Here is a 20,172-nt window from a genome sequence, read left to right as displayed (position 1 = left end):
ACTTGGGACCTTGGGACTTTGGACTTGGGACTTTGGACTATTTCATCAGTGTCACCAGGATGGCCTTTTGGGCGTGGAGGCGGTTTTCGGCCTCGTCGAAGACCACCGACTGGGGAGAATCAATGACCTCATCGGTGACCTCTTCACCCCGATGGGCCGGGAGGCAATGCAGGAAGAGCGCATCGGGTTTGGCATGGGCCATCAATTCGCTGTTCACCTGGTAGGACCAGAAAATTTTCTTTCGAGATTCCGTTTCTGACTCCTGGCCCATGGAGGCCCAAACATCGGTGTAAACGACATCGGCGTCGTGGGCGGCCTCGAACGGATCGTTGGTGACCATGATCTTGGAGCCGAGCTTCGACGCCCGGCTGTCCTTGCGGGCCAGTTCGACCATTTCGGATTTCGGTTCGTAGCCGCTAGGGGAGGCCACCCAGACGTGGGCTCCGGTCTTCGCCCCAGCCTGCATCAGGGAATTCGCCACGTTGTTCCCATCGCCCGCAAACGCCACCTTGAGTCCCTTGAGCCGGCGCTTGTGCTCCCGGATAGTGAGGAAATCGGCCAGCGCCTGGCACGGGTGTTCAAGATCGGTCAATCCATTGATGACAGGAATAGAGGCGGCTTCAGCCAGTCCAGTACAAATGTCGTGACCAAAGGTTCGAATCATGATGCCATCACACCAGCGTTCCAGGTTCTTCCCCACGTCAAAGACAGACTCCCGTTTGCGCAGGCTGATGTCCGCCGGCGCGAGGTAGATTCCCTGGCCCCCCAACTGGTAAATGCCAGTCTCAAAAGTCACCCGGGTCCGCAGCGATTGTTTTTCGAAAATCATCGCAAGGGTCTTGCCTTTGAGGATGTTGGCGTATCGCTTTGGCGTCCGCTTGATCTGAAGAGCCAACGTGAACAGTTGCTCTATTTCTCTGGCGCTGTAATCGTGAAGGGAAATAAAGTCGGTGTGTTTCAAGGATTCAATTCTCCTGTGAGAAAGGGACTAGTTGACAGATGCCGCGGGAGGCACGGGAATCACCCCTCCTCCTACCCGTGGGAGGATATCAGACAATTCCGGGCTTTTCGTGCTTTTTTGTGCCGGACCTCCGCGGGATTAAATACCTTTGAGTGCATCCTCGAGATCGGGCTTTCCAAGCTCCTGCAATTCGTAAGTCACCCGCATGGAGGGTTTGTTGATCTTGAGGATTCGGCCCAAGTCGATGGGGGTGGCAATCAGAACCAGATCGCAGTCGGCCTTGTTAATGGTGGTCTCCAGTTCGTGGATTTGCTTCTTTCCGTAACCCATGGCGGGGAGCAGGGTCCCTATCTTGGGATACTTCTGGAACGTCTCGGCGATGGAGCCCACGACATAGGGTCTCGGATCCACAATGGCCGCTGCCCCAAACCGTTCCGCCGCCACAATTCCGGCCCCGTAGGTCATCTCGCCATGCGTCAGGGTGGGGCCATCTTCAATGACCAGCACGGTCTTGCCGAGGATGAGATCCGGATTAGGAACGAAGATGGGTGAGGCGCAGTCGATCACCGTCGCTTTGGGATTGTATTGGCGGATATTCTTGCGGACCGTTTCAATGTCCGCGGCATTGGCCGTCTGGATTTTATTGATGATAATCACATGAGCCCGGAGCAGGTTTGCCTCTCCGGGATGATACAGAATCTCGTGGCCCGGCCGATGCGGGTCCACGACCACGATCTCAATCTGGGCTCGATAGAAGGGAAGGTCGTTGTTGCCGCCATCCCAGACGACGACATCAGCCTCCTGTTCAGCCTGCCGCAGAATCGCTTCGTAGTCAACGCCCGCGTAGACGACGATCCCGCGGTCGATGTGCGGTTCATACTCTTCTCGCTCCTCGATGGTGCATTCGTGAAGATCCAGATCCTCGACTTTGGCGAAGCGCTGGACGCGCTGCTTCACCAGGTCGCCGTACGGCATGGGGTGACGTACGGCCACCACCCGACGCCCGCGGCGTTGAAGGATGTCACACACCTTTCGCGTCGTCTGGGACTTGCCACTGCCCGTGCGGACGGCGCAGACCGACACGACGGGCACCTTGGATTCCAGCATGGTTTGCTCCGCCCCCAGGAGCCGGAAGTCGGCCCCCGCGGCGATGACGCGCGATGCAATATGCATGACGTGCAGGTGAGTGACGTCACTGTATGAAAATACCACCTGCTGGATCTTCTGGGCGCAAATCAAGCGCTCCAGCTCGTGCTCAGGGTAAATCGAAATCCCCTCGGGATAGAATTTTCCGGCCAGCTCAGAGGGATATTTTCTTCCATCAATGTTTGGGATTTGAGTGGCCGTGAAAGCAACGACCTCGTAGGCCTCGTTGTCTCGGAAGCAGAGATTGAAGTTGTGAAAATCACGGCCCGCCGCGCCCATAATAAGAGTTCTCATTCGTTCCATAGAAGACCTCGCAAAAAATTTAGGAATTCTTGAAATCGGATGGGTTTCATTCCCATGAAAAGGGAACTTGCGCCCCCCGAGATTGGTTTAAAAAAGGACATGTCGACAGCCTCAATTCATACCGCCGAACGGTCCTGAATCGAGATCCTCGGCGAATGTCCGTAGCTTATCCGCGGATTGAATGGTTCCGAAGCCCCGATGAACCTGGCCAGGCCATCGATCCAACCCGCCGTTCTTTGCCCGCGATGCCTCAAGCGTGCGCCACCTCGAGTTCCACCTCAGCAACTGCATGCAGCGAGGTCTCGAAGATATCAAGTCCTTGATGCAATTGTTCCCTCGTGATATTCAGGGGCGGGATAATTCGAATTACATTTCCCGCCGTGCCACAGCTGATGAGAATCAGTCCCGCCTCCAGGCATCGATTCAGCACCTTCTCGGTCGCCGTGGGGCTTGGCTGTCCGTCCCTGTCAATAAACTCCACCCCAATCATGAAGCCCAGTCCCCGGACATCGCCGACCAGCGGGTTGTCATTCTTCATTTTCTTTAGCCGCGAAAAGGCCTCGGTACTCAGCCTCTGGCAGTTCTCGAGCATCTTCTCCTCCCGAATGGCCTTGATGGTCGCCACCGATGCCGCACAAGAGACCGGATTGCCCCCGAAGGTGGTTCCATGCGCTCCCGGTTCCCATTGCTTCATGATCCTGGCCGGTGCACCCAAGGCGCTCAAGGGGAAACCCGAGGCGATCCCCTTGGCCATGACGATAATGTCGGGCTCAATCCCAAAATGATCGCATGCAAACCACTTCCCAGTACGCCCAAACCCGGTTTGAACCTCGTCCGCGATCAGCATGATCCCGTGTTCGCGACTAAAGTCTCTCAGGAATTGAAGGAATTCACGGGGTGGGACAATGTATCCGCCTTCGCCCTGTACCGGTTCAAAAATAATGGCCGCAGTCTGTTCAGGATGCACTTCGTGCTTGAAGAGGTCCCGGATAAATTGGATACATTCAAATGCGCATGATTCGCGGTGTTGCCCGTAAGGGCACCGATAGCAATTGGCAAAAGGGGCTCGATAGACCGATGATAAGAGCGGCTCGTAATTCTTTCGATACTTTACATTCGACGATGTAATGGAAACGCACCCCAAGGTTCTCCCGTGAAAAGCCCCGCGGAAACTTACAATGGCCGGCCGATGAGTGACACTCTTGGCCAGTTTCATTGCCCCTTCAATGGCTTCCGCACCGCTATTGGAAAAGAAAAACATGTCAATCGCCCCGGGGGTAATCGCCTTGAGTTCTTCAGCCACCTTCACGATGCTGTCATAAAAATAAACACCCCCCGCGTGGATGAGGTTGTTGATCTGATGCTTGGCGGCGGAAACCACTTTAGGATGACAGTGCCCGATGTTGGTGGTCGCCGTGCCACATGAAAAATCGAGAAACTTCTTGCCTCCCTTGGTCTCCACTTCCGCACCGCGGGCCCGACGGACCACTAGTTCAGTATCCCAGCCCAGGGCGGGCGTTAGGAGTCTCTTGGCTCGTTTGACGACGTTTACTCGCATAAATCCTCCTTGAAACGTAGAAAGGGATGGCTTCCACGAATATTCAGTGGAAGTTGGATAGGATTGAAAATTAGAAGGAAAGAACCTTAATTACTCAAACCCGGTGTGATGAGAATCAACGAACAGCTCAGCACAGAAACGGCACAGCTGTCTCTGAGAAGTGCCCTCGCCTCGATAAGGGTTGTTCATAAAATGGCTTCTTTCTTTGGCACTTGCGGGAATCCAGCCTCTGTTTATAAAAAGTCGTCATTCTTACTTTGCGGAGACAATTGACTTGGAATAATAGCAATGATTGCGGTTCAAACGATTAGAGAGCAAATGGATCGTGACCCAGTCAAACCCGAAAACCAGTGAAGATTGCTCGATATCGCCTCGGCCACAAGCTCCAAGGCCCGTTATCCGCCTGCAAATGATACCCAAAAACGGTCCTGTGGTCAAATCACAGGTTTAAGGCGAGAAGCCACGACTGCCAAAAACCAACGATCCTAAGGCTTAGAGGAGCAAAAATTGACAGCTTTTCCTTGAGAAAATCACATGATTTTAACAGTCTAACAAATTGATTATAAATGACTTATTAAAATGCGCGGTCCCAAAGACGGAGTGCTAACCCACGAGATTTCTGATAAATCGAAGGGAGGTCCAAATGAGGGAAACGTCGATTCTTGACAACAAACCGACCGGCGACGATTACACTCTCCACATGGGAGGCCTCAAACCCAAAAATCAGATGACCTCCCAAGTTCTCGTTCGTTATGGGAGTCGGGGAAGGATAGTCCAGAATGGTGAGATCGGCCTCTGACCCTGCCCGCAACGATCCAAATTTCATTCCATAAATCTCAGACGCGAGACGGTGACCGCCGGCGAGCAGCGACACCGGGTCAAGTTTATTTACGGAGGGACCCTCTTCGGTCACCTCCTGGGGGGGATTGCAGCGGGCCGAGGAGTCCCGCCATTTGAAAAATGCGAACCTGGCTTCATCAAACATATTTGAAGAAATGCCGTCCGTTCCCAGGGCGACCCGCTCACCGAACCGCGAGGGTCGGGCATAACCTACCGAATTGTTCATATTGGAACGGGGGTTGTGCACGAGCCATGCGCCCGCTTGTTTTATCCGCTCGATTTCCGGCGCGGACAAGTGAGTGCCATGGGCCAGGAGCGTTTTGGAGTTGAGCCCCTCGAAGGCCGCTAGTCGCTCGATGACCGCTTGAGAGTATTCCGCGCGAGCCTGTTCGACATCGAACCGGTCTTCGGCGACGTGAATATGAAGTCCCGAGTGGAGTTCATTGGCAAGACGTGCACAGGCCCGGAGGGAGTCGTTCTTTAGAGTAAACGAGGCATGGGCGCCAAACAAACCCCGGAAATGTGGATGGGTGCGATGCGCCGAGATGAATTCGACATTTTCTTCCATTCCACGGTCACGTTCGACCATGCCTCCGCGGTCCGTCACCTCATAACAGAGGACGCCCCGTAGGCCGACCTTCTGCAAGGCGCGCCGGATGATTCTCAGGGAGCCCTTGATGACGGAGGGTGAAGCGTGGTGGTCGATCAGCAGGGTCGTTCCGCACAGCGCGGCTTCAATAGCGCCCACGAGAGCGGAGTAGTATATGGACTCTTCGTCGTGGGCCCAGTCAAGCCGCCACCAAATCTTCTTCAGGATTTCATGGAAATCCTTGGGTGGGCGTTCCGGGGATGGCATTCCACGCGATAGCGCCGAGTACAGATGCGTATGGGCGCACACCCAGCCCGGCAGGACAAGTTTTCCGTCCAGGTCAATGACGGTTTCGGAGGATTTCTTCTTCAGCCTCCTGGCACGCGCGACAATCTTTCCCTGGTCCAGCCGAAGATCAGCCTTTTCGAGGCTTACGGGATCGAGTTCGATCAGGGTGGCGTTCTTCAGTAGAATCGAATTCATGGCTTGGAGAAGTTATCAGAGTTCGGCCCCAACAATACAAAACTCAGAAGCCAGACGAAACGTCTCGGACCGCATCGTCTTGGCGATTGAACAGCATCAAGCTCCTTCTGGAACCCAACCAACTTTCTCCAGGGCACGTTCCAGAAGCACGGCGCTCATTTCGCGCCGGTACTCAGCCGAGGAACGGATGTCGTCGATCGGTTTGACTTCTCTCTTGACTGCTTGTTTGGCATTTTGGAGTGTTTCCTCTGTCACCGGACGCTGCCGAAGAATCCTTTCCGTCTGGACGGCGCGAAAGACGGTCGGCGCCACTGACCCGTAACAAATCCGCAGATACCGGGCCGGCTGACGCATTCTCCCGCGAGGTTGGATTCTCTGAGTTCCAGGTGCTGCCGTTACAGCGACGCCTACCTTGGAGATGGCCTGTGCTTGTCGCTGGCCCAGGCGGAGATAACAACCCACGACATTTTCAAACCGGGGAAACCGGAACCCGACGATAAGCTCATTGGATTTCAGGACAGTCTTGCCGGGGCCAAGAAAAAAATCATCGGCAGGCACCTCGCGTTTTCTTTCCAGAGAGGCGATTTCAACGACGGCGCCCAGGGACATCAGAGCGGGGACGGAGTCGGCCGCGGGTGAGGCGTTTGCAAAATTTCCGCCCAGGGTGCCTCGATTCCGAATCTGCGGGCCCCCGATGACGGCGCAGGCCTCAATCAAGGCGGGGGCGTATTTTTGCAGGAGGGGAGACTCCAGAACCTCCGTAAACGTGGTAGCGGGACCGATCCAGATTTCTCCCACCGCCCCTTCTCCACTTCCTAATCCGTGTCGGCTACTGGGTTTGAACTCTCGAATTCCATGGAGTTCCCTGATCTTGAAGATATCAAACATCTCGCTTGGAGTGCCGATCCCGTCCTTCGCGCGGACCAGGGCGTCAGTGCCTCCTGCCAATTGACGGAACGGGTGGGATTGCTTCATTGCCAGGATCTTCAATGCAGCCCGAAGCGAGGTCACAAGATGAGTGCTGCCGTCAATCCCCGAAGGGTGCTTCATTTGAGGGAGGGGGAAGAAAGCCCGCAGCCTCGCATTCTTGGGCAGGCCGGGCATCTTCTTCATCGCGGAGGCAGCCTTTCTCACCGCATCAAAAATCTTGACATAGCCCGTGCACCGGCACAGATTCCCGGCGAGTCCGTAACGAATCTGTCCCTCCGTGGGATCCGGACATCGACGGAGTAAATCAGCCGCCGACATCACCATTCCCGGCATACAGATCCCGCATTGCGATGAGCCGCACTCCACAAAGGCCTGTTGAAGGGGATGAAGAATGCACGCTTGGCCTTCTTTGAATTCCAGGGTCTGAGAAGGACTTACACCGCATTGCCGCTGCCACATTCGGGGCAACCCTTCAATGGTCCATATCTCACTGCCATGGGCCTGGTAGGCCATGACCAAACAAGAATCCACGGTCCGACCATCCAGAATGACCGTGCAGGCGCCACACTCCCCCTTCCCGCAACCCTCCTTGGTACCGGTCAGCCGCAACTGCTCCCGCAGCACGTCCAGCAGACGTAAAGAGGGATCGACCTGCAGGCTTTCCAGCTTGCCATTGACCGTGAATTGAATTTGAACCTTGTCCTGGATGTTCATGGGAATGAGCAGAGCCGTCTTAAGAAATGGTGGGTTTGATTTGCCCAATTACTGGCGTCAAGGTTCCACCTTCTGACTTCTGACACTTGACCTCTTACTTCTGATCTGCGCCTTCCGACCTTTGATTTCCGACTTTTGATTTCCCATGGGCTTGTTCCTGCCCTGCAAAGCTTCCCAGAGGCGCTCGGGTGTTGCTGGAATTTGCATCAAGCGAATTCCGGTAGCATGAGCGATGGCGTTCACAATCGCAGGGGCCACCGCAATGATGGGCGTTTCCCCCAGACCCTTCGCCCCGTATGGCCCGTAGGAAAATGGCCTCTCGACGAGGATTGGATGAATCTCGGGCATGTCCATGGCGGTCGGAATGATGTAAGTTGAGAATTGATCGTTCAGAATCCGGCCCGGATTGTACCCCTCGCTGCCCTTAGATCTTCGGAAGCGCGGGCCCGAGAGGGACTCCCGGGTCGCCAGGAGGTGTTCCTCCGTGAGGGCATAGCCCAGACCCTGGATGACGCCGCCTTCAATCTGGCCTTCGCCGGTCTGTGGATTAATTGCTTTCCCTACGTCGTGGGCTGTCCAGACTTTCAAGACTCTGGTCTCACCCGTCTCCATATCGACCTCCACCTCAACGAGGTTGGTCGTGTAGGAATAGGTCACATAGACATCGCCCATGCCGGTTTCGGTGTCATAGGTCGTTTGGGGCGGGACGGCCCACCCGTGCGCGGAAAGTTGCACCATATTCTGAAAACAATGCCGAATGGCAGCCTGCCATATCAGGGCGGCTCTTGCATCTCCGGCGGGGGAGGAACGATGCTCTTCTCCCACTCGGTAACTTTCTGTCACGATTTCCTTAAAGGTGGTTTTTGCGGATGATTTGATGGATCCACGTTCCGGTGAGGGGGAGCCAGTGCGGCCTTCCACCGCCCTGGAGAAATCGAAGTCGGCGCAGGCGGCGGTGATGCGTTCGCGGATTTGCCGGCAGGCGTCGGCGATGGCATTGCCGCTCATCAAAGTTGTTCGGGATGCCACGGTCGGTCCCGAATCGGGAACGAGCGCCGTGTCAGGGGGCAGAATCCGGACGAACTCGACAGGACAACCGATGGCATCAGCGGTAATTTGTGACAGGACGGTGATCATTCCCTGACCAATTTCGGTGGTGCCGACCGCCACCGTGACGCTCGCATCGACACTGACCACCACGCTGGCGCCGGCTGCGTTCAGATACCCGCCCCGTGCTCCCAGGCCAACCCCATAATAACAGCAGCCGAGGCCGAGGCCGCGCCGCTTCCCGCGGCCGAGACCCGGTCCGCCATTCGAAGCCGACCTGGCGTTTTCCCGTTCGATCGCCTGCTTCAGCTCCCCGTATCGGGAGGCCCGCTGGACTTTGTCGATCGTTTCCTTGAACCCGACCGACTCTTTGAGTCGCTGGCCCGTCAAGGTCTCGTCGCCCAGTTCGAGCGCATTCATCTCCCGGAACTTCAGCGGATCGAATCCCAGCTTCTCGGCCAGCCGGTCGATCTGGCATTCCTGGGCAAAGACGATCTGGGGTTGTCCAAACCCGCGAAAGGCTCCACAGGGGATCTTGTGGGTTCGAATCGCGTAAGCATCGACCCGGGCGTGCTCACAACGATACGGGCCGGCAGCATGATTGATGCCTCTCCACAATACGACGGGGGAGAGTGTGGCGTACGCGCCACTGTCGAGAAAATAATCGACATCAATGGCCAATAACTTTCCATCCCGCGAAGCGGCCATGCGGCTCACGATCTTGCCGGGGTGCCGCTTGGACATCACCTGCATGTCCTCCTCACGGGGCATGATGTACTTGACGGGGCGGCCCGTCGACTGCGCCAGAGCGGCGACCATCGCCGCCGGAAGGCTGGGGGCATCTTCCTTTCCGCCGAAACCTCCACCGGTCACAGTCTGAATAACACGGCACGCGTTCATCCTGAGCCCCGTGATACTCGCCACAGCCTTCTGCACGTAGAAGGGACACTGCAGGGAACCATAAACCGTGATTCCCCCGTCTGTTTCCGGCACGGCGATCATGCCGTTGGTCTCGATGTAGGCATGTTCCTGGTAAGGGGTGAGATAAGTGCCCTCGACGACGGCGACGTCGCTTCGCGAAAAAATGTCTTTCGGAGATCCCCGGCGAATTTTCCAATGTTGAATGATCTCACCCTTCTTAAATCCCTCTTCGATGGAGAGAATTGCGGGAAGTTCTTCATAATCCACCCGCACGGCCCGGGCTGCTTCTTCGGCCTGCTGACGCGTCTCGGCCGCAACGAGGACAACGGCCTCTCCGATGTGGCGGACTTCATCCCGCGCCAGCATGGGCTGGTCCTGCTGAATCATGGGGATGAGGTTGGCGCCGCGAATTTCATGCGCCGTGAGAACCGCACGAACCCCTTTCATTCCCCGGGTTCTCGATAGAGAGACCTTGCGGATGCGTGCGTGTGCATGGGGAGATCGGACGACGGCAGCGAAGAGCATTCCGCCAAAAGAAAGATCGTCGATGTACCGCGCGCTTCCGGTAATTTTGTCCAGTGAATCAGGTCTTGCGACGCGTTCTCCGACGCTCCCCATTTCCTTCCCCCTGTCTTTGTAGCTTTTTTATATCACAGTTTTACCATTAGGAGAAAATTCAGCATCGTCGAGAGACAGGTGTCAGGTGTCGGGTGTCAGGGAATAGACGATAGGTAATAGGTCATAGGTGATAGGGGAAGAAGTCGGAGGTCGGAGGTCAGACATCTGAAGTCAGATGGAGATCTTGGCAGTCCACAGAGGATAGCTTGAAGGGTTAGCTCGGACATTGACGACTGTACCCTGACACCTGACACCCGGCACCTGACACCTTCTCTCTCGGATCATACCGGCAGAAACAAAAAACCCTTCCGGAGGGGTCCGGAAGGGTTGAGACGAGTACTGGATTGGAGTTCGCTCACTCTCTCCAGTCGCTGTCGAGGAATGAGCGGAGCTTCTTGCTTCGGGACGGATGCCGCAATTTGCGGAGGGCCTTCGCTTCAATTTGCCGGATGCGTTCGCGAGTGACCGCGAAGGAATGACCGACCTCCTCCAGGGTATGTTCGCTGCCGTCCTCCAGTCCGAACCGCATCTTGATCACTTTTTCTTCTCGCGGCGTGAGCGTTTGAAGTACGTTTTCTGTTTGCTCCTTCAAGTTGAGGTTGATGACCGCCTCGGCCGGTGAAACGATGCCCCGGTCTTCGATGAAATCGCCCAGATGGGAATCTTCTTCCTCTCCGATCGGGGTTTCCAGTGAAATGGGCTCTTGTGCGATCTTCAAGACCTTGCGCACCTTCTGCACCGGCAGATCCATCCGCTTCGCGATTTCCTCGGAAGTAGGTTCCCGACCATACTCCTGCACAAGCTGCCGGGACGTCCGGATCAGCTTATTGATCGTCTCAATCATATGGACCGGGATGCGAATGGTGCGGGCCTGGTCGGCAATCGCCCGCGTGATGGCCTGCCGAATCCACCACGTGGCATAAGTTGAAAACTTGTAGCCGCGCTTGTATTCAAACTTGTCGACCGCCTTCATCAATCCGATGTTGCCTTCCTGAATCAGATCCAGGAACTGCAGGCCGCGGTTCGTGTATTTCTTGGCGATGGAAACGACGAGCCGGAGATTGGCTTCGACCAGTTCCCGTTTTGCCAGTTCCGCCAGATGTTCGCTCCGGGTGATGGACTGTAAGGTGCGTTTCAATTCGTCGAAGGACATCTGGGCTTCGACCTCAATCTGTCCCACCTTGGACTTCAATTCCCGGATTCTCTTTTTGGCTTGAGCAACGACCGCGCGATTCCGCGCGAGGCGAAGTTTTTTCTCGAGCCCCTGGATCTCGCGCTCCGTGGGCCGCATCAGGTCGAGCGTCTTCCGGATTTTGTCAATCAGCCGCTTCTTTTCGGAATGACTGAACTCAACCGCTCGAATTGCCATCGAGATTTTGACGATGGAATGCCCCAGCTCCCATTGATATTTTCGAATCAGCCGCCGCGATTTGCGGGTGCGGACCACCTTTTCCAGCTTGGCCCTCAGCGCCACGGATTCCTTAAATTTCTTGTTGATCTGATCGATGGCCTTGACGATCTCCCTGAGCTTTTCCTCCACCTTTTCGTCGGTCATTTCGTCGTCATTGAAGGCCGTGATCTCCTTGACCGATCGGATCCCCTTCTTCAAGTCTTCTCCCAGGGCAATGATGGATTTCACGACCAGGGGGGTTCGGGAAAGGGCCTTCATGACCGCCAGCTGTCCCCGCTCGATGCGCTTGGCGATTTCCACCTCTCCTTCCCGGGTCAACAGGGGGACGACCCCCATCTCGCGAAGATACATGCGGACCGGGTCATTGGTTTTATCCAGCGCCCCCGGCGTCAAATCGAGTTCCACCTCTTCCGACGGCTCTTCGAACTTCTTTTCAAACTCAATCTTTTCGGGAAGGGGAGACTTCGGTTCTCCTTCCAGAACCTCGATTCCCGCATTCCCGAACACATTGAAAATATCTTCAATGTCTTCAGGAGAATTGACCTGGTCGGGGAGCATGTCATTGACCTCGTCGTAAAGGAGGTAGCCCTTCTCCTTGCCCAGGTTGAGCAATTTGTTGATTTGGTCGTACTTGTCTTCGATACCCAATGTCTCTGCTCCTTTAATTTCGAGCACCCTCTATTCAGGCCGATCTGCCCTCGGCGCTCTTACCGCTCATGGGGCGGCGCTGCAGTCTGTCGTCCCGAGTCACCTATACCTTTTCGTCAAAAAACCTCCTTCACTTTAATTCCACCCTCGCTCTAGCGGGAGAGGTCAGCCAGCTGACGTGTCAGTTTTTGCTGGTTGCGCAGCAATTCCTGAAGTTGTACCACATCACGGCGCGATTCCGCATCTCTAATCTGATTTTGCAGAGTGACCTTTTCTCTCTCCAAATAGTGACGCTTTAGCGCATCCAGACAGTTCACAAAATGATCATGCGTCAGGGGCTCAACGTTTTCATAGAGGATCCGCATGAACATCTCCCGATCGCTCTCCTCCGTCAATCGCGTGATGACTCCATCGGGTTCGAGCAATCCCCCCTCTTTCAAGACGCTCAAGACCGCCTCAAAAATGCGTTCAGAGGCCAGACCACAATAGTAGGATGCCGACTGGCAGAAGGAAAGCAGCTCTGTTGCCAAATTTTCACTGCCGAAGACAGACTGTAAGACCTGGATTTCAGCAGGGATCAGTCGAGTCCCTCGATCAGTAACATTCTTCTGGAGTTGCGATCGACGCTCCCGTACCGCACGCTGGAGCTCCGAGCGCACCAGGGGATCGTCGATGACAAGTTTTTCAGCCACTTTGTGCGCCATCTCCGAGCGTTCAATGGAATTGCTGACTCGCGAGAGATAGGGCATCAGCCAGTTCAACGCCTCAGCCTTACTCCGGCTCGACTCGGGATGAATCTTCTCACGGGCCTTTTCGATCAGATAGTCCAGGTAGAAAGGAGCCTGTTTGAGCTGTCGACGATACTCCTCCACACCGAAATTCCGGATGAAAAGGTCGGGATCATTTCCTTTCGGCAGTGATAAGACCTTAATCTGGAACCCGTCCTCCAGCAATACATTCAGGGACCGCTCCGCCGCCGATACCCCGGCGGAATCAGGATCGAAATTCACCATGATATTCTGAGAATACCGCGCCATCAGCCGGACCTGGCTCTCGGTCAGGCTCGTTCCACAAGACGCAACCACGTTGTGCACTCCTGCCTGGCTCAATCCGATCGCGTCGAGATAGCCTTCAACCAGGATCGAATAATCCTGCTTTTTGATCGGGTCCTTGGCAAAATTTAATCCATACAGAGTCTGGCTCTTGGAATAGACCGGCGATTCCGGTGAGTTCAGGTATTTGGGTTGTCCTTCCCCCAGGATCCGGCCGCCAAATGCCACAACGCTTCCATTCTCCCTGAAAATCGGGAACATCACGCGTCGGCGGAATCGATCAAAAAACCCGCTACCGTCATCCCGACGCACGATCAACCCGCTGGCTTCAAGCGCCTCCGAATTGCCAAAAGCCGCCTGGAGCTTCCGATACAACGCATCCCCCGACTGCGGGGCATAACCAATCTTGAACTTCTCGATGGCCTCTCGGGAAACCCCTCGGCCGGACAAGTACTCCCGGGCAGCCGCCCCTTCCGCGCCGCTCCCCAATTGCTCGAAAAAGAAATTCATCGCGAATTCATTCAACCGATAGAGCTCCTTGCGAAGCCTGGAGGTCGGATCATCCTCGGCCCGCAAGTTGGGCTCTTCCTGGACTGGAATCCCCGCTTTCTCGGCCACTGCCTTGACGGCCTCCGGGAAGGTCGCCCGGTCGATCAGCATCACGAATTTAAAAACGTCCCCTCCCACCCCACAGCCAAAGCAATGAAACATCTGTCGGGTGCTGTGAACATGAAACGACGGCGTCTTCTCGTTGTGAAAGGGACACAGCCCTTTATAATTTGCCCCGCTCCTCTTTAATTTGACGTAATCGGAGACAATTCGGACGATGTCGACATTCATTTTTACGTTGTCCGAAAAGTCTGCCTTGAGTCGCATGGGGAAAATCCAATAAGTCTGTTTGGTCTATTTGGTCTGTTTGGTCTGTTCGGTCTGTTCAGTCTGTTCAGTCTATTCAGTCTGTTCAGTCTGTTTGGTCTATTCGGTCTATTCGGTCTATTCGGTCTGTTCGGCCTGTTCGGTCTGTTCAACCTGTTTGTTCTCTTCGGTCGGTCGGGGTTTCACTGAAAGAAGTCTTCGGCCCAAGAGGAAAACGCATATTCGAATGGTGCAGCTAAACGCTGACTAGATCGGGAAAATTAAACCGACTAAATGCACCGAACACCAGCATCACACTCAGCAAACCGAATAGACTGAACAGACCGAATAGACCAAACAGACTGAATAGACCAAACAGACCGAATAGACCAAACAGACCGAACAGACTGAACAGACTGAACAGACTGAATAGACCGAACAGACCCTTCAAACCTTAAGCTCCACAATCGTTACCCCATTGCCCCCTTGTTCCCGGGGCGCGGGATAAAACCGCTCGACCTGAGGATGCGTTGAAAACATCTCCGCAAGTGACCGACGCAAGATCCCCATTCCCGCGCCGTGAATGATTCGAACTCGGGGTGAATCGGCCAGAAAGGCCTGGTCCAGGAATTTGTCGGCGCAGTTCAGGGCTTCCTCGACGGTGTACCCGATCAGATTGAGCTCCGAAGTCGCGGCAGGCTGCGCTTCAATCTTCAGTTTTGGATCGCGCTTGGCCAGTTCCGCCAGCGCATCAACCTTCGGGTTGGCTGGGGGGGAGTCCACTGGCTGGCAATCGCTGAGGGCGACCTTCATTTTGAAGCTTCCCACCAGGACCTCCGCTGCGCCGTCCGGTCCGATCCGGTGGAGCAAAGCTTCCTTGTTAAAGCTGCGGATCTTTACGGTGTCGCCCACCCTGAAGATATGGGAAGAAAAATCCTTTTCTTCAAGCGGTGATTCTAACGGGGCAGGACCGGCTTCCGAGAGTACCGCCTTCAACTGGGAGGCCTGCCGGTCCTTGAGGCGTTTGAATTCCATCTCCAATTCCCGTTGGGCACGTATCCGGGTGGTTGACTCGTGAATGGCATCGAGTGATTTCTGGGCACGGGCTTCCAGCTGGGACAGAAAAGCTGCAAAACGCCGTTCCATTCCGATCGCTTTCGTCTCCCATTGCCGCGCCATCTCCTCCTTCTGTTTCTCGCGCTCCCCTCGCATGTTTTCCAGTTCGTGCTGAAGCCGTCCCTGTTCGATCTCGTAACGCTCCTTCTCCGCCTTGAGCTGGTTCAAGAACTCGATCATGGACGTCTGAGCTTCGGAAAGGTGACTGCGGGCCTCAGAAATGATTTCCGGTTGCAGACCCAGCCGGGCGGCAATCTCTATCCCGCTGGAGGCGCCGGCAACGCCTCCAATCAGGCGATACGTGGGCCTCAGGGTCACTTCATCGAATTCCACCGAAGCGTTCACGGCCCCCTCGGTCTGGTTCGCATAGATCTTCAGACCTGAGAAATGCGTGGTAATGATCGCGAAGGCGCCTGACTTCCGAAAATACTCGGCCATGGCTGTGGCGAGCGCCTCGCCCTCGACCGGGTCGGTGCCCGTTCCGATTTCGTCGATCAGGACCAAGTCCGTCGCCTGGACCGCTTCCGCCATGGAGCGGATATTCGTGATGTGCGAAGCGAACGTGCTCAAGCTGTCCTCGATGGACTGGCGATCCCCAATATCGGCGAGGATCGTCCGGAACACGGGGAGCATCGCCCGATCCGCCGCAACATGCATCCCCGCCTGTGCCATCAATGCAGCCACTCCAATAGTCTTGAGGGCAATCGTCTTCCCGCCGGTGTTCGGGCCGCTGATCACCAGGAGGTTCCGGCCCCGGTTCAAATGGATCGAGATGGGAACGACCTTCTTATTCTGACGGCGCAATGTATCCTCCAGAAGGGGATGACGCACCCCTTCCAGGGTCAGGGTTCCCTCGGGATTTAATTCCGGCTCACAACAATTGAATTCAACGGAGAACTTCGCCTTGGCCTGGGCGATGTCCAGTTTGGCAATCGTCGAGGCCGATTTCTGCAGATCGTCCAGCGATCCGCGCAACTGGTCGGAAAGGGCGGCGAGGATTCGCTGGACCTCGCGAAGCTCGGCCTCCCGCAGGGCCGCGAGGTCATTGTTCAGGTCGACCACCGCGAAGGGTTCAATGTAAACAGTCGCCCCGCTGGAGCTGGTCCCGTGAAACACCCCCGGAACCTGTTTTCGCTGTTCGATCCGAACCGGAATGACAAATCGCTCGTTCCGAATCGTGATGACTTCGTCCTGGATCGAGGCGTGACGTGACTCCCGCTCCACAAGCTTGGAGAGCGTGTGTTGAATTTTTTCGTTTACTTTCTGAATCGATTTCCGTATAGAATCGAGCGCTGGGCTCGCATCATCAGCCAGTTCTCCGGTCGGGAGAATCTTCCCCTTGAGCAGCTTCTCAAGGGCTCGCAGATCCGCCATCCCCCCGGCCAGCCGACCCAGCGAGGGGAATACTTCATGCACGCGAGTGAGCGTCCAACGGGTCCGGTTGGTGGCGGCGATCAGTTTTTCGAGTTCAAGGATCTGTAGGGGCTCCAACACCGAGCCGGCGATCGACAACTGAGCCAGGATTTCCGAAATCTGGTTCAGTTCACTGAAATCGAAACGATTTCCCTCCGAAAGGAATTGCTTCAGCTCCGACGTCAGCCGGATTTCCCGCTGCAGCAGTTCCAGATCAGATTGGGGCTCAAGGAGGGGTTGGTGCTCACGGGCCAGAGTGGAAGTCAAAAAACGCGTCACAATTGCCAGCAAGCCGTCAAATTCTAAGGCCTGGAGATTTGAAGATTTCATTCCACCCGGGCGGATCTGTCTCTCCGCTCTAAACCGTTAAGTATTAAAACATTTAAGTGTATCCTTCCGCATCCAAATTGTCAAACGCTAAAGCTGTGAGCCCGCTCCACCCGTTGCAGTACGCTCACGGCGGCCTTTGCCTCAGCGGGATTCAATTGGGGCCCCTTGCCCGGAGAGTGGGCACCCCCTGCTACGTCTACAGCGGGGACGACATGAAGGCCCGTTTCCAGTCGTTCGACCGCGCCTTTTCCTCAATCCCGCACCGGGTCTGTTACGCGATTAAAGCCAATTCAAATCTCGAGGTGCTGAAGTTGTTTCGCCGGTTGGGAAGCGGGTTTGACATCGTTTCCGGTGGAGAACTCTTTCGCGTGTTGAAAGCCGGGGCCGCTCCGGGAACGATCGTCTTCTCCGGAGTGGGGAAGACTGTGGAAGAAATTGATTATGCCCTGGGATGCGGAGTGGGGCAGTTCAATGCGGAATCGGCGGAGGAGTTGAAGCTGCTTGAAGGCCGGGCACGTGCCTTGGATCGCACCCCCCGCGTCTCGCTCCGCATCAACCCCAATGTCGACCCGCGGACCCATCCCTACATTGCAACCGGCCTGCGGGAGCATAAATTCGGGATAGACGTGCGGCTTGTTCCCGGGCTTTTCCGGTTCTCCCGATCCTTTAAGAAAGCACGGCTCGAAGGGTTGGGTTGTCATATCGGCTCGCAGATCCTCTCGGCGGGTCCGTTTGTTGAGGCCGCTCGCACCCTGGCCCGACATGTCCACCAGTTGCGGCGCAGCGGATTTCGCATCTCGACTCTGGATCTCGGCGGGGGCCTCGGAATTTCGTATCAGGATAAGCCTGCTCCGACCCCCGACGATCTGGCTCAAGGAATGTTGCCTCTCCTCGCCCCTCTCGGCTGCGAATTGATCTTTGAGCCGGGACGCTGGCTGGTGGGACGGGCCGGCGTCCTGTTGACGCGTGTCCTGTTCCTCAAGCGCAATGGAGGCAAGCGATTTGTGATTGTCGACGCCGGGATGAACGACTTGATCCGTCCTACGCTGTATCACGCGCACCATCAAATCCTGCCCGTCAAGCGCTCTCCTCGACCCGGGAGAATCCGGGTTGATATCGTAGGGCCCATTTGCGAGAGCGGGGACTTTCTGGCGCGTGAGCGCCGGATGGAGGAGGTCGCAGCGGGAGATCTTCTCGCGGTCCGGGACGTCGGCGCCTATGGGTTTGCCCTGGCTTCCAATTACAATTCACATCCCCGGTGCGCGGAGGTCATGATTCAGGGAAAGAAGACTGCCATCGTGCGTCGGCGTGAAACTTACCCGGATCTCGTTCGAGGTGAAAAGTCAACGAAATTCGTCTCCCTCCCTCCGCCTGTGCTCAAAGGGGCTGGGGTCATCCGAACGACATGAAATAGTTTAAATTCCTTAAAATTCCACTTGACAGAAACCGCAGTATTGATTTTAACTCGATTAATACGGCTCGAAATGGCAATGCACTAGGTCATTTGGTGGTTTAAACCAATCCAATTGTTGAAGGAGGAGAAGTATGGCGAAAGTGATGACAAAGTCTCAGACGGTTGCGCACCTGGCAGGGAAGTTGGCGGTCACCAAGAAACAAGCGGCGGCGGCTGTTGAAGAACTGGCGGCGTTGGCTGTGAGTGAGACCAAGAAGAGCGGGCAGTTTGTGATTCCGGGACTCGGGAAACTGGTCAAGGTAAATCGAAAGGCTCGGATGGGACGCAATCCGGCCACGGGCGAGGCCATCAAGATTCCTGCGAAGACCGTGGTGAAGTTCCGCGTTGCGAAGGCTGCGAAGGACGCGGTTGTTCCTCCGAAGAAGAAGTAATTCCTCGGTCAGTCCTTTTGAGAGGGTTGCAGAGTCGATGAATTCCGTGGTTCGGCTCTGCAATCCTCTTTCTTTTTTGGAGCGGTCAGCCGTCAGCGGCCTGCCATCAGCTTCCGGCCATGGAAACCCGCCTGTGACTTCGAGACGATCTCAGGCAGCTGCCGCCCCCACGGAACTCCGGGAATCATTCGTTTGTCTTCGGGGGAGATTCGAGGTCCATCCTCCCCCTCGATGGGTCCTCCGGTCCCTTCGCGCTTGAAACGTGAGCACTCCACGACTACTCCTTGATCTCACCTTTCGCCTCGTGATACGCCCGTTCAACGTTGCCCGGGATCGCGTTCTTGAAATTCGCTCCATACTCCTTTTCATACTTCGGGCCCAGCAGATCAGCAACGGCTTTTTGGGTGTCCTCAAGTGAGGCGCCCTTCTTCACCTGATCTGTGACCGCTGCTACCAGGTCGCTGATATACCGCGCTTCAGTCTGCAAATGGTCCTTTCCATCCTCGACCGGCCCATGGCCGGGGATAACTTTTGTGAAATCCAGTTTTCCCACCTGCTCCAGGGTGGTCGCCCACTTGGAGGGATAGGCATCCCGCATGAAGGGAGGCCCTCCCGTCAACAGATCCCCGGAGACCAAGACCCTTTCCTTGGGCAGGAACACAACAATGTCGCCGCGCGTGTGCCCCAGGCCCAGATAGAGGATGCGAACCTCCTTGTCGTACTTGTGCAGGATGAGGCTCCGGTCAAAGGTCATGTTCGGAACGACGACGGTCATGGTCTTGAGTTCTTCGAGGTAGCCCTTCTGTGACTCCAGTTGCGCCTGAATCTCCCCCCGGCGTTCCTCTGTGAGCGCGCTACCGTCGGGGGCTTTGCCGGTGTTGAGGGCTCCCTGAAGCCGTTGTATCGTTTCCGGCACGTCCTTTTCGAGAGCCTGCTTGACCGAAGGGATGGCGAGGTGGAGGATGTCATCCCGCGTGCTGTGCTGTGAGATGAACTCCACATTCTTCGGGAACGATTCCACATAAGCCTGGCCTCCCTGAGTGTGATCGTTGTGCCAGTGAGTGTTGATCACATAGCGGATCGGCTGGGGTGTGGTCTTTTTGATCTCCGAAATCAAATCGCGTGCCCAGGAGGGACGGAGGTGCGTATCGACGACGATGACTCCATCCTCCGTGACGATGAAAGCGCCGTTCGAAAAAACGCCGGGCTTGCCGATGGCGGCGTAGACCCCTTCGGCGACCTTCTCGATGTTGAAATACTGGGAGGCAAAGAGCGTCGCCCCGTCGCCGAGGGCGACGGCCAGGCTCAGTGCGAGGTAGAGCCCCACTTGAAATCTCTTCATTCGAGTCATCTCCTTCGAATTTTTCGATTCAATCGGCGAGCCGCAGCGGC

The 20,172-nt window shown here is 55.9% G+C and carries 13 protein-coding genes; 2 read left to right on the top strand and 11 right to left on the bottom strand.

Annotation, left to right across the window (positions count from 1 at the left end):
* Positions 1-37: 37 nt before the first annotated feature.
* The 9 genes from argF to LAO21_00175 all read right to left on the bottom strand — a co-directional run bounded on the left by argF (position 38) and on the right by LAO21_00175 (position 16,935).
* Entirely contained in the window at positions 38-961 is a 924-nt protein-coding gene (gene argF / locus LAO21_00215) for an ornithine carbamoyltransferase (protein MBZ5551112.1), read from the bottom strand.
* A gap of 138 nt (positions 962-1,099) precedes the next feature.
* The gene (locus LAO21_00210) at positions 1,100-2,410 is read right to left on the bottom strand and encodes a cyclic 2,3-diphosphoglycerate synthase (protein ID MBZ5551111.1); all 1,311 of its coding nucleotides are present in this window, start codon (positions 2,408-2,410) and stop codon (positions 1,100-1,102) included.
* Positions 2,411-2,660: 250 nt separating this feature from the next.
* Positions 2,661-3,968 (bottom strand): aspartate aminotransferase family protein, encoded by a 1,308-nt coding sequence (locus LAO21_00205; GenBank protein ID MBZ5551110.1) that lies wholly within the window; start codon positions 3,966-3,968, stop codon positions 2,661-2,663.
* 574 nt (positions 3,969-4,542) lie between these two features.
* Complete coding sequence (gene ssnA / locus LAO21_00200; GenBank protein MBZ5551109.1) at positions 4,543-5,880, bottom strand: putative aminohydrolase SsnA; 1,338 nt, start codon at positions 5,878-5,880, stop codon at positions 4,543-4,545.
* A gap of 96 nt (positions 5,881-5,976) precedes the next feature.
* Positions 5,977-7,524 carry an FAD binding domain-containing protein gene (locus tag LAO21_00195; GenBank protein ID MBZ5551108.1) on the bottom strand — a complete coding sequence of 516 codons (1,548 nt, stop codon included), beginning with the start codon at positions 7,522-7,524 and terminating at the stop codon, positions 5,977-5,979.
* A 57-nt stretch (positions 7,525-7,581) separates the two neighbouring features.
* Positions 7,582-10,110: a xanthine dehydrogenase family protein molybdopterin-binding subunit gene (locus tag LAO21_00190; protein ID MBZ5551107.1), complete on the bottom strand. Its 2,529-nt coding sequence runs from the start codon at positions 10,108-10,110 to the stop codon at positions 7,582-7,584.
* Between the two features lie 355 nt (positions 10,111-10,465).
* Entirely contained in the window at positions 10,466-12,169 is a 1,704-nt protein-coding gene (rpoD, locus tag LAO21_00185) for an RNA polymerase sigma factor RpoD (GenBank protein MBZ5551106.1), read from the bottom strand.
* Between the two features lie 152 nt (positions 12,170-12,321).
* Positions 12,322-14,097 carry a DNA primase gene (dnaG, locus tag LAO21_00180; GenBank protein ID MBZ5551105.1) on the bottom strand — a complete coding sequence of 592 codons (1,776 nt, stop codon included), beginning with the start codon at positions 14,095-14,097 and terminating at the stop codon, positions 12,322-12,324.
* Between the two features lie 426 nt (positions 14,098-14,523).
* Positions 14,524-16,935: an endonuclease MutS2 gene (locus LAO21_00175; protein MBZ5551104.1), complete on the bottom strand. Its 2,412-nt coding sequence runs from the start codon at positions 16,933-16,935 to the stop codon at positions 14,524-14,526.
* 113 nt (positions 16,936-17,048) lie between these two features.
* On the opposite strand from LAO21_00175, the gene lysA reads away from it, so the two are divergent.
* Both lysA and LAO21_00165 read left to right on the top strand, forming a co-directional pair.
* On the top strand, positions 17,049-18,344 hold the full coding sequence (gene lysA / locus LAO21_00170; GenBank protein ID MBZ5551103.1) for a diaminopimelate decarboxylase: 1,296 nt from the start codon (positions 17,049-17,051) through the stop codon (positions 18,342-18,344).
* A 136-nt stretch (positions 18,345-18,480) separates the two neighbouring features.
* A complete protein-coding gene (locus LAO21_00165) occupies positions 18,481-18,780 on the top strand; it encodes an HU family DNA-binding protein (protein MBZ5551102.1) in 300 nt (99 codons plus the stop codon).
* 92 nt (positions 18,781-18,872) lie between these two features.
* Here LAO21_00165 and LAO21_00160 read toward each other — a convergent pair whose 3' ends face one another.
* Together LAO21_00160 and LAO21_00155 are read right to left on the bottom strand one after the other, a co-directional pair.
* Positions 18,873-19,055: a hypothetical protein gene (locus tag LAO21_00160; protein ID MBZ5551101.1), complete on the bottom strand. Its 183-nt coding sequence runs from the start codon at positions 19,053-19,055 to the stop codon at positions 18,873-18,875.
* 2 nt (positions 19,056-19,057) lie between these two features.
* Positions 19,058-20,122 (bottom strand): MBL fold metallo-hydrolase, encoded by a 1,065-nt coding sequence (locus tag LAO21_00155; GenBank protein ID MBZ5551100.1) that lies wholly within the window; start codon positions 20,120-20,122, stop codon positions 19,058-19,060.
* Positions 20,123-20,172: the final 50 nt, after the last annotated feature.

It is taken from the genome of Terriglobia bacterium, from assembly GCA_020073085.1.
In the GTDB taxonomy this organism is placed as follows: domain Bacteria; phylum Acidobacteriota; class Terriglobia; order JAIQFV01; family JAIQFV01; genus JAIQFV01.
The sequence above is the reverse complement of the archived record's forward strand: the minus strand, read 5'-3'. Positions and strand labels throughout refer to the sequence as shown.